Source organism: Chitinophaga sp. CF118 (genome assembly GCF_900112615.1).
GTDB lineage: Bacteria > Bacteroidota > Bacteroidia > Chitinophagales > Chitinophagaceae > Chitinophaga.
Genome location: NZ_FOMK01000011.1, coordinates 54145 through 67646, shown reverse-complemented (window position 1 = coordinate 67646; position 13502 = coordinate 54145). Strand labels below are relative to the sequence as shown.

The following is a 13502-nucleotide window of genomic DNA, read 5'->3' as shown; positions in this document are numbered from 1 at the left end:
TTTTATTTGATTCTGAAATAAGCAATCAGCCAGCCCACCACTTCGCTGTAGCTGCGGATCCCTTTTTCCTGTTTATTCGCCTTAAGGTACTGATCATAGATTATAGCGGTATAGTCATCCACCCGACCGCGATACTGGTCGTTGAAGGCCCTCAGGTAACGGAGATCCGCTTTTACTCCGGGTACCGTTCTCCGCCATAACTGGCCGGCCAGGGTTGTATCTTCCCTGCCCAGCTGGCGGATGCTGTACATAAACATCTCAAAGTTAGCTGCATAGCGGAAATGTTCGTTGGGGAAATTATTCGCCACCAGGTAGCCTACGAAATTAGCTTCTTCTTCCGGGGCGTATCCCACCTGGTGCGCCACTTCATGACAAATAGTAAACGGATGCAGGAAACCCGGGGTAGTAATATTTACCTGGGCTTCAGCGGTGAAAGGATTCAGATACCCTCCCACGTTCATATAGTTCAGCCATTTGCCATACAACGAAGGTTTGATACAGGGGTACTTATACGTTACACTGGGCCATTTAGCGGCCGCCAGTTGATAAGCAGCAACGGCCTGCTGGAACAATTGTGCACTGTCCGGGCCCGGATGAGTAACTGTCAGGGAATCGCCCAGGGCTATTTTGTGGTTGTTCACCCGTTGTAACAAAGTATCTGTGAGCCGGTATAACTGGTCTGTGTTATAATCAGTTACCTCCAATTTCATATCTGTTTCCAGAGATTGGCGGCTGTAGTTATATCCCCACAGGATCAGAAAAGCGAGATAAAGGCCCAGAATGGCAAGAATTCCTTTTAAAAGAAGAAATACAACTTTATACCATTTCGTTTTAAAGATATTATAACATAGTTTTAACAAAAAAATACCAGCAGTTATAATCCAGGCGACATAAATTACGTCACCAATGCTAAAAGGTATTTTTCCCAGTATCGTTCGGAAGCATATACTTATTGAAACATAAAACCTATGAAAATAGAAATCAGCGAATTGCTGACTCACCTCAAAGAGTACTTTAAACAACAGTATACACAATACGGTGATCAATATACGTACTCCTGTATTCCTGATTTTTGCTTTTGTTTCCATACTAATCCGCGAGAAGATGACAGATGAGATTTTACTGGGCGAACTTGCAACAGCAATTACCTATCAGTCGGGCATGAAAATACATATTAATTACGCAGAAAAAATGCCTGGAGGTGATATTAACGAAACTTATAAGCTTTCTACGGGGGAAGGGTTATTTTTTCTGAAGCTGAACAATGCAAAGTGTTATCCTGAAATGTTTACCCGGGAGTTTAACGGATTGTCTGCATTACGTGAATCGAACACCCTGAATGTTCCCACGCCCCTGTATCATGGCACCGTAGGTGAAAAGGCTTTTCTGCTTACTGAATTTATGGAAAAAGGTGGTGCTAATCCCGACTTTTGGGAGAATTTTGGTGCAGGTCTTTCCCGGATGCACCGGAATACGCAGCCGCACTTTGGTTTTTCTGAAACGAATTATATAGGTACCCTAAAGCAATATAACACGCTTTATAACAGCTGGTCCGTATTCTATGCCTTTAACCGTTTACAGCCGTTAACAAAGGCCGCATATGACAAACATCTGATAGACAAGGACATGGTGGCGAAAATGGAGAAGCTGTGGCGGCATTTGCCCAATATTTTCCCGGAAGAGCCACCGGCTTTACTGCATGGAGATTTGTGGTCAGGTAATTTTATGGTAGGCAAGGATGGCAAAGCCTGCATATTTGATCCGGCAGTGTATTACGGGCACCGTGAAATGGATCTGGCTATGGCCCGGTTATTCGGAGGCTTTGATACCCGGTTCTATTATACTTACCAGGCTATGTTTCCTCTGGCGCCGGAATGGCAGCAACGTATCAGTGTATGCCAGTTGTATCCATTGCTGGCACATCTGCTATTGTTTGGTGGAAACTATTATAATAATGTGAAGGAGATTCTGAATGCTTTTTAATTGAGGTTGCGGGTTTCCAGTTCTTTCATTCGTTCATATTCTTTTGCTATAATGGGGTAAAACTTTTCAAGGTCCCGTGATATGCCGGAAAAGAGTGCATCCACCCCTTCAGGAGCAGGTATCGTATTGGCATTCAGTGTATTTTCCAGTTGTTGCATATTATTGCTGATCCAGGTAAGCCCTACCATTGCAAAGTTGGGTTTCAGTTTATGCACCTGGAACTTCAATTGTTCCCAATCTCTGTCTACAACGAGCTTCTGGATCTTCACCATTTCTTCATTCACTGTTTTCAGAAAGATTTCAAACAGATCAGCTGCGTATGAGATATTATTCTCGTATAAAGTATTCAGGTACTTTACATCCAGTTCCTCATGAAATTCGAACCCGAAGGTATTCGTTGTTTCTTCCATTATTATTTCTGTTTCATCATCATTCAGATACTTATTCAGCACCTGTAATAACTGATCAGGTGTATAAGGTTTTGTCAGGATGTCTGTGATACCGGCCTGACGGGCCTGCGTGAATGTGCTTTCCATTGCCAGCGCGGTAGTGGCTACCAAAGGGGTTGCTACATTTGGTTTGTCCTCATCTTCGCGAATCTTTACCGCAAGTTCCAGGCCATTCAGGCCGGGAATCCGGATATCCAGCAATACCAGGTCGTATTGTCTTGAATCGAGAAAATAAAGCGCGTCAGGTCCATTGGTTGCCAGTTGGTGATTAACATTGTATTTTTCCAGCAGGCTGATAATGTACCTCAGGTTCATGGGATTGTCTTCTATAACCAGTACCCTTGCACCCGAGAAATTTGCTCTTTTACTCTGACTACCGGCTCCTACCATTGTTGAAGCGGATTTACGTGTTTTAATAAAAGGCAGGTTAAATGAAAAGCAGGTGCTGAATCCCGGCACGTCTATTACCTGAATTGTTCCTCCTTGTAATTCAACCAGTTGTTTGGATATGGCCAGTCCAAGTCCGGTTCCTCCATATTTTTCTCTTATTTCCTGTTCCGCCTGTTTATAGTTGCGGAAGATCAATTCCAGTCTGTCTTTCCGAATTCCTATCCCTGTATCGCATACCCGGAACTGGATCCAGAGTTTATCTTCCTGCCAGCTTTCGACAGTAACTTTAATTGTTATTTCCCCTTCTCTGGTGAATTTCTCTGCATTACTTAACAAATTCATCAGAATTTGGTTCAGTAACATATCATCGCCTACCAGGAGGGATTGCAGCTCATCATCTATTTCAGCAGAGATTTCTACCGGGCGCTGTCCCATTTTCAGTTCAAAGGTATGTCTGAGCAACTGTACCAGTTCTGCCAGGTTGAATTCACGTTGGTTCACCTGTAGTTCCCCTGCTTCGATTCTGGAGATATCCAGAATATCTGAGATGAGGCCTAACAGGATGCCGGAAGAGTGTTTAAGGATATTGATATAATCCTGTTGCTCGCCCCGCAGGTCGGTTTCCCCCAGCAGGTGTGTCATTCCTATAATGACATTGAGGGGTGTACGGATTTCGTGGCTCATGCTGGCCAGGAATTCCTTTTGTGCCCAGCGGGCCTCTTCAGCCTGGTGCCGGGCCTTTTCCAGGTAGGATTTCATCATTTTCTGCCTGGAAATGTCTACTATCTGCCAGATACTGCCGTTAAAGCGGCGTTTTTCCAGCAGGGGTATATAACTTATTTCATATATGCGATTATCTGTAAGGGTCAGTTCAAGTCCCTGGAAGGGCTTTTTTTTACGGCGGATGTCTTCCATTTTGGCTACAAACTCTTCCGGGTGGCGCATGAGCTGTCCCATGTGTATCATTACTTCGGTGAATGGTTTGCCTATAATGGCAGACGCATCTATACCGGCATCACGCAAAAATACCTGATTACACCATATAAACCGGTGCAGTGAGTCCGTTAGGAGGATTCCGGCATTACTATTTTGCAGGAAGGTGCTGATGGGAAGTGAGAAAATAGCATGCCCGCCAACTGTGGAATGGTTAGCCAGGAGGTGTTTCTGCGTACTTTTGATCTGGGATTTTGCCATTATTCAGTTACCAAAATAGGAAATGGGCAATTCTAATACATTTAATGATATATACGAGAATCGACAAATTTAGGAAATTTTTGCAATTGCAAATATTTAATTACCTTTGCATCCCTCTAAAAGTGAGGATTTTTTTATGAAACCACTCCGTGAATTTGAGATTGCCTTTGTGGGGCTAAAACCCGGAGAGCATACATTTCAGTACCAAATTACGGATAGTTTTTTTGAAAACTATGGTCCGCAGGATTTTACGAATTGTAATGCTACGGTAAAGCTGTTATTAGAAAAGAATAACAACTTTTTCCTGCTTAAATTTGAGATCGGCGGTACGGCAACTGTAAATTGTGATCGTTGCGGGCAACCATTTGAGTTACAATTGTGGGACGATTTCAACCAGGTAGTAAAGATGGTTGACAATCCAGAAGAGATGATAGATGATGAAGATGCTGATGTAGCGTACATCTCCAAGACAGAATCCCATTTAAATGTATCAGAATGGATTTATGAGTTCATCAACCTGAGTATTCCCATGCAGCGCATCCATCCGGTTGACAGTGAGGGAAAAAGTGGTTGTGACCCGAAAATACTTGAGATGCTGGACAATATGACTCAGCAATCTGAGGAAAAAGACAATCCAATCTGGAAAGATTTAGATAAGTTCCGTCAAAATTGATGGAATTAATTAATTTTGCGCTCCGTGAAGCTTGACATTGCCGTAAATGGCGGGCAAAACAGACCTAAGTATTTGAAATTAACACAGACAATTAAAATTAAATAAAATGCCAAATCCGAAACGCAGACATTCTCAGCAAAGATCAGCAAAGAGAAGGACGCATTACAAGGCCTTCGCTGATACTTTAAGCACAGATAGCGCAACCGGCGAAGTGCACCTGAGACATCGCGCTCACTGGGTTGAGAACAAACTGTACTACAGAGGAAAAGTAGTATTGGAAAAACAAAGCAGCACTAAATAATTTTACTATTTTTACCCCCGACGCAAACAGACAAATCTATCGTTCATGAGAATCGGGCTTGATATGATGGGTGGCGACTTCGCCCCTACGGAAGCAGTAAAAGGAGTAAAATTATTTTTAGAATCTGGTGCTACAGACGTACATCTGGTGTTGATTGGTGATGAGGTGGCTTTGGCTCCCTTATTAACTGAAGCACAGTTAGACCAATCAAAATATTCAGTTGTTCATTCATCCCAGGTAATCGGGATGGATGAACATCCTACCAAAGCACTGAAGGAAAAGCCACAGTCTTCGATTGGTATTGGCTTCTATCTTTTGCAGAATGGCAAAATTGATGCTTTTATCAGCGCAGGTAATACCGGCGCAATGATGGTAGGCACCTTCTATTCCATTAAAGCTATTGATGGCGTACAGCGCCCAACTATCTCCACCCTTGTTCCAAGAGATGGCAGTGGTTACGGACTGTTGCTGGATGTAGGTATTAATGCGGACTGCAAACCTGAGAACCTGGTACAATTTGCCGTGCTTGGATCCCTTTATTCCAAATACATCCTGAAAAACAGCAATCCTACTGTAGGCTTGCTAAATATCGGGGAAGAGGAAGGAAAGGGTAACCTGTTGGCACAGGCAACATACCCACTTCTGAAGGAACATCCGCAACTGAACTTTATAGGAAATGTGGAAGGACGGGATATTTTCACTAACAAAGCAGATGTGATTGTTTGTGAAGGATTTACCGGTAACGTGGTACTTAAAATGGCTGAGTCGATCCATGAAATGGCGGTAAGACGCAATATTGACGACGAATACATGCATAAGTTCGATCATGAAACCTTTGGCGGTACTCCTGTACTGGGAGTAAATAAACCAGTGATCATTGGTCACGGTATAGCTAGAAAAGTAGCCTTCAAAAACATGATTACCCTGGCGCAGCAGGTACATGAAGCCAAACTCGTGGATAAAATCCGTGAGAGCTTTGTGAAATAACTTACATCCTATTTAAACTAAAGGTATTCGATACCGGTTGACGAAAGTTAACCGGTATTTTTGTTTTTATCCCTTATGTAGCTCCGATTGAAGACAATATTGCTTTTATTGACGTTAGGGTCAACTGAAAAGAATCACCCCCAGGTAGAAGATGGCAGCAAAACCGCCTGGCCCAATCGTAACAGTTTGATGTTTAATCCCTTTCCTTTACCAGGGGAAGTTTTACGTAAAAGGTAGTCCCTACCGTTAATTGTGTTTCGAAACTGATCTCTCCGTGCGCCTGTTCCACAATATTCTTACACATAGCGAGTCCCAGTCCGGTACCGGAGTTCTTCGTAGTGAAATTGGGTACAAATATTTTAGATTGAATCTGTGGGGGAATACCTTCTCCATTATCTGACACACTGACCACAACCCAGCCTTGCTCTATCTCATTCATGCTGATATTCACCTCCCCTGCCTTCTCTTCCGGAATTGCCTGGATGGCATTCTGCAACAGGTTGGTAAACAATCGGTTCATTTGTGTTTTGTCTGCAAATACATAAAAGGCATGCCCAGGTGGGTTAAAGTGAATATTGCAGTTCTGGTGACTCTGATACAGATCTTTCAGGGAATGCAACACTTCATTCAACATGAGTACTTCACTATTCGCTTCATCTATCCGGGAAAATGCAGAGAAGTCTGATGCAATATTCGACAGGTGATCAATCTGTTCTACCAGTGTATGTGCCACACTATGAGAGAGTTCCTTCACATTAGGAGCATCGTTATTGATTGCCCGCTGCAGATATTGAATACTCAGCTTCATAGGCGTAAGCGGATTTTTGATCTCATGGGCTACCTGACGCGCCATTTCCCGCCAGGCACCTTCTCTTTCGCTTTTAGCCAGTCTGGCGGCACTCACTTCCAGTTTGTGCACCATCTTATTATATTCTTTTACCAGGGCACCTATTTCATCATCCTTGGCCCATTCAATTTCATCATTCTGCTGTCCCAGGCTCACATGTCGCAATTTTTCCGTTACCAGGGAAAACGACTTCGTGATAGAGTTCGTAATCAGTAAGGCAATCAATCCTGCTATCAAAAAAATGAACGCATTAAAATTGATCAGTGCCACCAGGAAATTGGAGATCTGCTGGTTCAATTCTGTTTGTGTAGCAAAATAAGGAACATTCAGATAGGCAAATATTTCCCCGTTGTTGCGTAGCGGTGCATACCCTGACAGGTAACGCATAGAGCCTATCTGTTCTTTCTGAATCCACTGGATTTTTTGTTCGCGGTAAAGATGCAGGTAAGCATCCGGATTTATCTTCCTGGATAATAATCCTTTCTCGGTGATCAGTGGTTGTGTGGTAATCTGCAGATTGCCATCCCGGTCGTATACGTTAATATCCAATGCACGGTCGTCAGCAATTTCACTGATTGAGGATGAAAGGCTGGCCTGAAAGATAGGATCATACAAACCTTCCAGATCATCGAACATACGCTGGGTGGAAAAGACTTTTTCCACGTCGTGAGATACTTCATTGATAGTATGACTCAGCCTTTCTTTATTTTCTCTTTCAGAGCGGTCTATAAAGAACAGGATGGTGGTCAATCCCAGTATGATAAAGGCGAACACTACGATGAAGATGATGGTACCATGTACCTTTCTGCGGATGCTGATATTGACCAGCGTTTTCAGATTACTGATACGCATACGCGCTTTTACCAGCAGGTCAAGCATGCGGTAGATCACAATGATCAGCAGGAAAAGACAGAACATGTAAGCAAACAGTGTGATGAACTCAACAAAACTTCTGTTCTCTTTTACGACGATCACCACCTTATCCCTGGATGCTTTATAAATCAGCTCAGAGAACCCTCCTTTAGAGTGGACTGCTATTTCTTCTTTAGGCAGATCTGCGGCATATAGCTTTACCTGGAATGCGTAATCATTATTGTTGATAACCAGTTGTCCCTTATCATAAATAGCATAAGAGTAAGGAACAGACGATTCCTTTTCAGGGTCGTAGATCTCCCCGTCTACCAGCAATTCCGGATAAAGACGTTGTGTGTTTACTACCGCTGGTGTCAGCTCATATACCAGGTAACCGGACTTGATCCCGTTCCGGTAAAAGTCTTTTCTTCCGATATAACTGAAATCATTAAAGCCGCGTTCATTGTAATAGAGATCATTGCCGATAAGTTCAGACTCTACCAGCATACGACGGCTCAGGTTAGAGAAGCTACTGGTATCTCCCCCATAGATAGGCATTCCATTTTCATCAAACGTATAAAATGAAACATTAAAGCGCCCGAGATAGCCTTTAAAATATTTTTGTTTTAGCTCATTCACCAACACCGACTGAGGCATGTTATTGGCATTATTCTGCTGAAAGAATAACTGCAATAATTCATCCTCTTCCATCTGTTTAGTTACATCCGTCAGCAACATTACCAGGTATGGATCCTTCTGCTTCGAGAGTTCTTCCGCCATTCTTTCACGGAGGCTCAGCTCTTTCTGGTCGTTATAATATACCAATACAGCAGAAGTGGTGATCGTTAAAAGAAACAGCCAGAAAAGGAAGGGGACAGTAGCAAGGCTATTCTCAAAACGGACGGATAAAAGATCAAGCAACACAACATAAAAAATCAGCCACAACACCATCACCACAGAGTAATAAATTTCATGGTTGTGGATCCTGAATAATAGCCAGATAACGCCAACCAGTACCAGGAACATATATTTTGTACGATGCCGGAAGTTCGTCAGTTCATTGAGCAGGTAGTTGATGATCTGAGAAAAGAACAAGAAACTGAATGCGATGAACCCCAGAATGATAGCTCCAATAACGCTGTATTCGTTCAGACTGAAAGGATTGGCTACATCAAAAGAGATCTTGGAGTCAATTACAAGGCTCCTGATCAGTTCTGACAGGAACTGGCCTACAATATACATCACCAGACTGCTAAGGATGATCACCAGTCTTTGTTGCCAGAGGTTCTTTACTACCGGTGGTTTGATCGTTTTCACATGTTCCCGGAAAAAGAGCAGCAACCAGAATGTAAGGAGTACATTCAGCAGCAGGTCTCCAAGTGACCGGAATATTTCATCTTTTGCATAAATGAGTGGTGTAAAGATATTGAGTTCACGCAGGTTAAAAGGAAAAGGATACAGATAACTGAGGATGCGGAAAATGAAGATCACTACAAACAGGAAAAGGAAACCGTAAAGCGGATTTTTCTGCCTGGCGATCATTGCCGCAAACAGGTTGATAAAAATCAGCACACAGATACAACCCAACACGCGAAGAATAACACTAAGCAGGTTTGGGGGGCCTTCAGCCATTGTACGGTCGTAGTGCAGATAGAAGAGTATTAGGTTATTACCGTTTAGTACCGGGATTCCAGGTGCCCGCATGTGAATGGAATATTCGTTGCCCAGGGCCGGTTTATCATAAAAGTGATCTACCAGGTAATTATTGTTGATACTATATTCCATCATAACGGGGATAGCCCCAATAAAATACCTGTCATGCCCTGGTTCCAGGGTACGCAGTTTTTTACAGATTACTTCGTAGTAACCATTTTTCATTTTCACGAAACTCGTACCGGGAATCAGTGGTGCCTGTCCTTCGGTAGGCTGCACAAGATTAGTACTCCAATACACCAGCCAGCGGCCGGCAGAACTGCTATCGTATGCAAATACGTAGAAGTCCTTATTGTCCATCAGCTTAACTTCATGGTTGTTATACTTTCGTGCAAAAAGGTCATTCAGTAATGCGGTATCTTTTGTCAGTTCAATAAATGACTGTTCCCGCTGGCGGATACTTTTTTCCAGGCTTCTCTTCACTCCCTGCGGGGAGGAATAGTATGACCAGTAATTACTGAAAAGGAAAGAAAAAGTAAATAGCCAGGCGGCAATAATCAACAGGTAGCCATGCCGGAGAATGAACAGTCTTATTTCTTTAATATCTAACAATAGATCTGAATTGAGCTGATTAAAAGGTTTCCGAAAAATTGACTTCGATTGATTTTATATCGTCATGAATTGTGATTGATCATAAATATACTGCGTCTGCCTGTTTAGCTCCCTGATTTAGCTTTAGAATATGATTTTAGATTAGATCATTATTATACTTCACCTGGTCATCACGGCAGACAAGGTATATTTATTGATCAATCACAATCACACTTTGCCAGTACTATACTGGATTATTGTTTCTCTGTTTTTTTAGCTTTATTCCAGAGTTCATCCATTTCTACCAACGACATTTCATCTAAAGATTTCCCCATCTCACCCGCCATCTTTTCTATATATTGAAAACGGCGGATGAATTTTTTATTGGTGCGTTCAAGTGCATTTTCTGCATCTACCTTCAGAAATCTGGAATAATTGATCAGGGAGAACATCACATCTCCGAATTCATCTTCTATATCCTTTTCCGTGCCACTTTCCACCATTTCCTGCAATTCCTCCATTTCTTCTTTTACTTTTTCCCATACCTGTTGAATGTTATCCCATTCAAAGCCTACCTGTTTGGCTTTATCCTGCAGGCGCATTGCCTTTACCAGGGCGGGTAAGGCAACAGGTACCCCACTGAGAACAGATGTTTTTCCTTCTTTCAGCTTCAGCTTTTCCCAGTTCTGTTTTACCTGTTCATCATTTTCCACTTTTACATCCCCATAAATATGCGGATGCCGGAAAATCAGTTTTTCGCAGACACCATTGATAACATCTTCTATGGTAAACTTTTGTTGTTCAGTACCGATTTTTGAATAGAAAACGATGTGCAGAAGCAGGTCGCCCAGCTCCTCTTTCATTGATTTCCAGTCCTCATCAGTAATGGCATCCACCAGTTCATATAATTCTTCTATTGTTTGTTGTCTTAATGTATGGATTGTTTGTTTTTTGTCCCAGGGGCACTTTTCCCTCAAATCATCCATAATATGTAACAATCTTTCAAAAGCCGTATTATTTTCCATTTGTCAAATATAAACAAGAAGAAGCATTTAACAGGGAGTCAAAGCGGTGTGGCCACATACGAATATGTTAATTTCTTTTTGTGGACGTAAGGTTCAATTTAGTTACATTTGCCGCCGGTTTTGATGAACCGTTAAACGACTAATTTTTAATTCATGAATACCAAACACATTGCGCTTATTTCAGCAGAGCTGAATATCGCAGCGCGACAAGCGGAGAACACCATGAATTTGCTGGCAGAAGGGTCTACGGTGCCCTTTATCAGCCGCTACCGTAAGGAAGTGACAGGTAGCCTGGATGAGGTACAGATAGGGCGTATTGAAGATCTTCAGAAACGCTACAAGGAGGTGGATGAACGTCGCGCATACATTATCAAAACCATTACAGAACAGAACAAAATGACACCGGAACTGCTGGATAAGCTGGAAAGTTCCTGGGTGCTCACAGAACTGGAGGATTTATACCTCCCATATAAACAAAAACGTAAAACCAGGGCTACAGTTGCTATTGAAAAAGGCCTGGAACCACTTGCCAAACTGATCTTTGAACAGCTGGAAAATGCACCGCAAAGTGTTGCGGAGCAATACCTTAATGAGCAGGTAGCTTCTACAGAGGAAGCTCTCAAAGGTGCCCGTGATATCATGGCAGAGTGGATCAATGAAAATGCTGAGCTGCGCGATAAAATGCGTAAACTGTTCACCCATACTTCCAAACTGACATCCAAAGTGATCGAGGGCAAGGAAGCAGAAGGTGATAAGTATAAGGATTACTTCGACTTCAGTGAAGAACTGAATGCGATTCCTTCTCACCGTGTAATGGCTATTTTACGCGGAGAAGCAGAAGGTTTCCTGTATGGCACTATCAATCCTGAGGAAGAAGATGCTACTGAAATTATGCACAAACAGTTCATTACCGGCCATAACGCCAGTAGCGAGCAGGTAACCAAAGCAATTGCGGATGCTTACAAAAGGTTGTTGCGTCCATCACTGGAAAATGAATTCAGGGCAGTAGCCAAAGAAAGAGCAGATGCCGAAGCGATAGAGGTATTTACAGAAAACCTGCGTCAGTTATTGCTGGCTGCTCCGCTGGGACCAAAAGCAGTAATTGCTGTGGATCCGGGTTACAGAACAGGTTGTAAAGTGGTAGCCCTTGATGATCAGGGAAATATGCTGGATAACGATGTTATTTATCCCCTGGAAAAGAATTATAAAAGAGATGATGCAGAAGCCCTGTTGAGAAAATGGGCTCAAAAATATAACACCGAAGCCATTGCCGTAGGTAATGGTACAGCAGGTCGTGAAACGGAAGAGTTTGTGAAGAAAATTGATTTTGGCAAGAAGATCAATGTGTTTATGGTGAATGAAAGCGGCGCTTCCGTTTACTCTGCCTCTGAAGTAGCAAGGGAAGAATTCCCTGAATTTGACGTAACTGTACGTGGAGCCATCTCTATCGGTCGCAGGCTGATAGATCCACTGGCAGAACTGGTGAAGATAGATCCGAAGGCAATTGGTGTGGGGCAGTATCAGCATGATGTGAACCAATCTAACCTGAAACAGAGCCTGGACAGAGTGGTGGTAAGTTGTGTGAATAACGTAGGTGTGAACCTGAACACGGCATCCAAGCACCTGCTGGCATATGTATCTGGTCTGGGTCCTTCCCTGGCGGAAAATATCGTAAAGTACCGCAAGGAGAATGGGGCTTTCAGTAACCGTTCACAGCTGAAAAAAGTAACCCGCCTGGGTGAGAAGGCCTTTGAACAGTGCGCAGGCTTCCTTCGTATTGAGAATGGCGATAATCCGCTGGATAATTCAGCAGTGCATCCTGAGCGTTACAACCTGATAGAATCTATGGCCAGTAAACAGGGAAGTACTATACAGGACCTGATGGCAAAAGAAGATCTCCGTAAGAAGATCAATCCAAAAGATTATGTGAGTGAGGAAGTGGGATTGCTTACACTGGAAGACATTCTGAAAGAACTGGATAAACCCAGCCGTGACCCACGCGATGAAATAGCAATCTTTGAATATGCAGAAGGGATCCGCACAATGGAAGACCTGAAAGTAGGGATGACATTGCCCGGTGTAGTGACCAACATTACCAATTTCGGTGCTTTTGTGGATGTGGGTGTTAAACAGGATGGTCTTGTACACATCTCCCACCTGAGTAATAAGTTCATTACCAATCCTAATGAAGCGGTGAAGCTGAATCAGAAAGTGACTGTAACAGTACTGGAAGTAGATGCTTCACGTAAAAGGATCTCTCTTTCCATGAAGGATAATGAGGTAGCAGCTAACAGTGGTGGCGGCGGTGGTGCACGGAGAGAAAACAAGGGTAATAAGCCGTCTTCCAAGCCGGCAGCTCCTGCTCCGCTGAATGACTTCCAGGCGAAACTGAATGAGTTAAGGAAAAAGTTTAATTAAAATTACTTATAATAGGGATGTACATAACCCGGTGGTCATACCATCGGGTTATTTTTTTGTTACTAACAATATGGTTATTTCCCGGGATTATTGTTTTTTAACCTGTGTAAAAAGATGGGTATTAATGTAGCCATTCCAC

At 42.9% G+C, this 13502-nt stretch carries 9 protein-coding genes; 5 read left to right on the top strand and 4 right to left on the bottom strand.

Annotation, left to right across the window (positions count from 1 at the left end; genetic code table 11):
- Positions 1-2: 2 nt before the first annotated feature.
- The gene (locus BM176_RS27820) at positions 3-1088 is read right to left on the bottom strand and encodes a DUF3810 domain-containing protein (protein WP_090107675.1); all 1086 of its coding nucleotides are present in this window, start codon (positions 1086-1088) and stop codon (positions 3-5) included.
- Between BM176_RS27820 and BM176_RS27815 the strand changes: the two genes are divergently transcribed.
- Positions 1039-1983 carry a fructosamine kinase family protein gene (locus BM176_RS27815; RefSeq protein ID WP_255373599.1) on the top strand — a complete coding sequence of 315 codons (945 nt, stop codon included), beginning with the start codon at positions 1039-1041 and terminating at the stop codon, positions 1981-1983. The two genes, BM176_RS27820 and BM176_RS27815, sit on opposite strands and share 50 nt — an antisense overlap.
- Here BM176_RS27815 and BM176_RS27810 read toward each other — a convergent pair.
- Positions 1980-4016: a PAS domain-containing hybrid sensor histidine kinase/response regulator gene (locus BM176_RS27810; RefSeq protein ID WP_090107673.1), complete on the bottom strand. Its 2037-nt coding sequence runs from the start codon at positions 4014-4016 to the stop codon at positions 1980-1982. The genes BM176_RS27815 and BM176_RS27810 overlap by 4 nt on opposite strands.
- A gap of 136 nt (positions 4017-4152) precedes the next feature.
- Between BM176_RS27810 and BM176_RS27805 the strand changes: the two genes are divergently transcribed.
- The 3 genes from BM176_RS27805 (at position 4153) to plsX (ending at position 5977) form a co-directional block, all read left to right on the top strand.
- Entirely contained in the window at positions 4153-4689 is a 537-nt protein-coding gene (locus BM176_RS27805) for a YceD family protein (protein ID WP_090107672.1), read from the top strand.
- 106 nt (positions 4690-4795) lie between these two features.
- The gene (gene rpmF, locus BM176_RS27800; RefSeq protein ID WP_012793868.1) at positions 4796-4990 is read left to right on the top strand and encodes a 50S ribosomal protein L32; all 195 of its coding nucleotides are present in this window, start codon (positions 4796-4798) and stop codon (positions 4988-4990) included.
- A gap of 45 nt (positions 4991-5035) precedes the next feature.
- Positions 5036-5977, top strand: coding sequence for a phosphate acyltransferase PlsX (plsX, locus tag BM176_RS27795; protein WP_090107671.1), 942 nt, complete (start codon positions 5036-5038; stop codon positions 5975-5977).
- Positions 5978-6170: 193 nt separating this feature from the next.
- Here the strand turns inward: plsX and BM176_RS27790 are convergent, their stop codons facing one another.
- Positions 6171-9941 carry a sensor histidine kinase gene (locus tag BM176_RS27790; RefSeq protein WP_090107670.1) on the bottom strand — a complete coding sequence of 1257 codons (3771 nt, stop codon included), beginning with the start codon at positions 9939-9941 and terminating at the stop codon, positions 6171-6173.
- A gap of 233 nt (positions 9942-10174) precedes the next feature.
- Complete coding sequence (gene mazG, locus BM176_RS27785; protein ID WP_090107669.1) at positions 10175-10945, bottom strand: nucleoside triphosphate pyrophosphohydrolase; 771 nt, start codon at positions 10943-10945, stop codon at positions 10175-10177.
- 153 nt (positions 10946-11098) lie between these two features.
- Here mazG and BM176_RS27780 point away from each other — a divergent pair, with 153 nt between their 5' ends.
- Positions 11099-13363 carry a Tex family protein gene (locus tag BM176_RS27780; RefSeq protein ID WP_090107668.1) on the top strand — a complete coding sequence of 755 codons (2265 nt, stop codon included), beginning with the start codon at positions 11099-11101 and terminating at the stop codon, positions 13361-13363.
- Positions 13364-13502 lie beyond the last annotated feature (139 nt).

What these genes read in the sequence shown, in the direction of transcription:
- BM176_RS27780 (WP_090107668.1), top strand. Translation starts at nt 11,099, where the DNA reads ATGAATACCAAACACATTGCGCTTATTTCAGCAGAGCTGAATATCGCA.
- rpmF (WP_012793868.1), top strand. Translation starts at nt 4,796, where the DNA reads ATGCCAAATCCGAAACGCAGACATTCTCAGCAAAGATCAGCAAAGAGA.
- BM176_RS27820 (WP_090107675.1), bottom strand. Translation starts at nt 1,088, where the DNA reads ATGGAAACAAAAGCAAAAATCAGGAATACAGGAGTACGTATATTGATC.
- BM176_RS27810 (WP_090107673.1), bottom strand. Translation starts at nt 4,016, where the DNA reads ATGGCAAAATCCCAGATCAAAAGTACGCAGAAACACCTCCTGGCTAAC.
- plsX (WP_090107671.1), top strand. Translation starts at nt 5,036, where the DNA reads ATGAGAATCGGGCTTGATATGATGGGTGGCGACTTCGCCCCTACGGAA.
- mazG (WP_090107669.1), bottom strand. Translation starts at nt 10,945, where the DNA reads ATGGAAAATAATACGGCTTTTGAAAGATTGTTACATATTATGGATGAT.
- BM176_RS27805 (WP_090107672.1), top strand. Translation starts at nt 4,153, where the DNA reads ATGAAACCACTCCGTGAATTTGAGATTGCCTTTGTGGGGCTAAAACCC.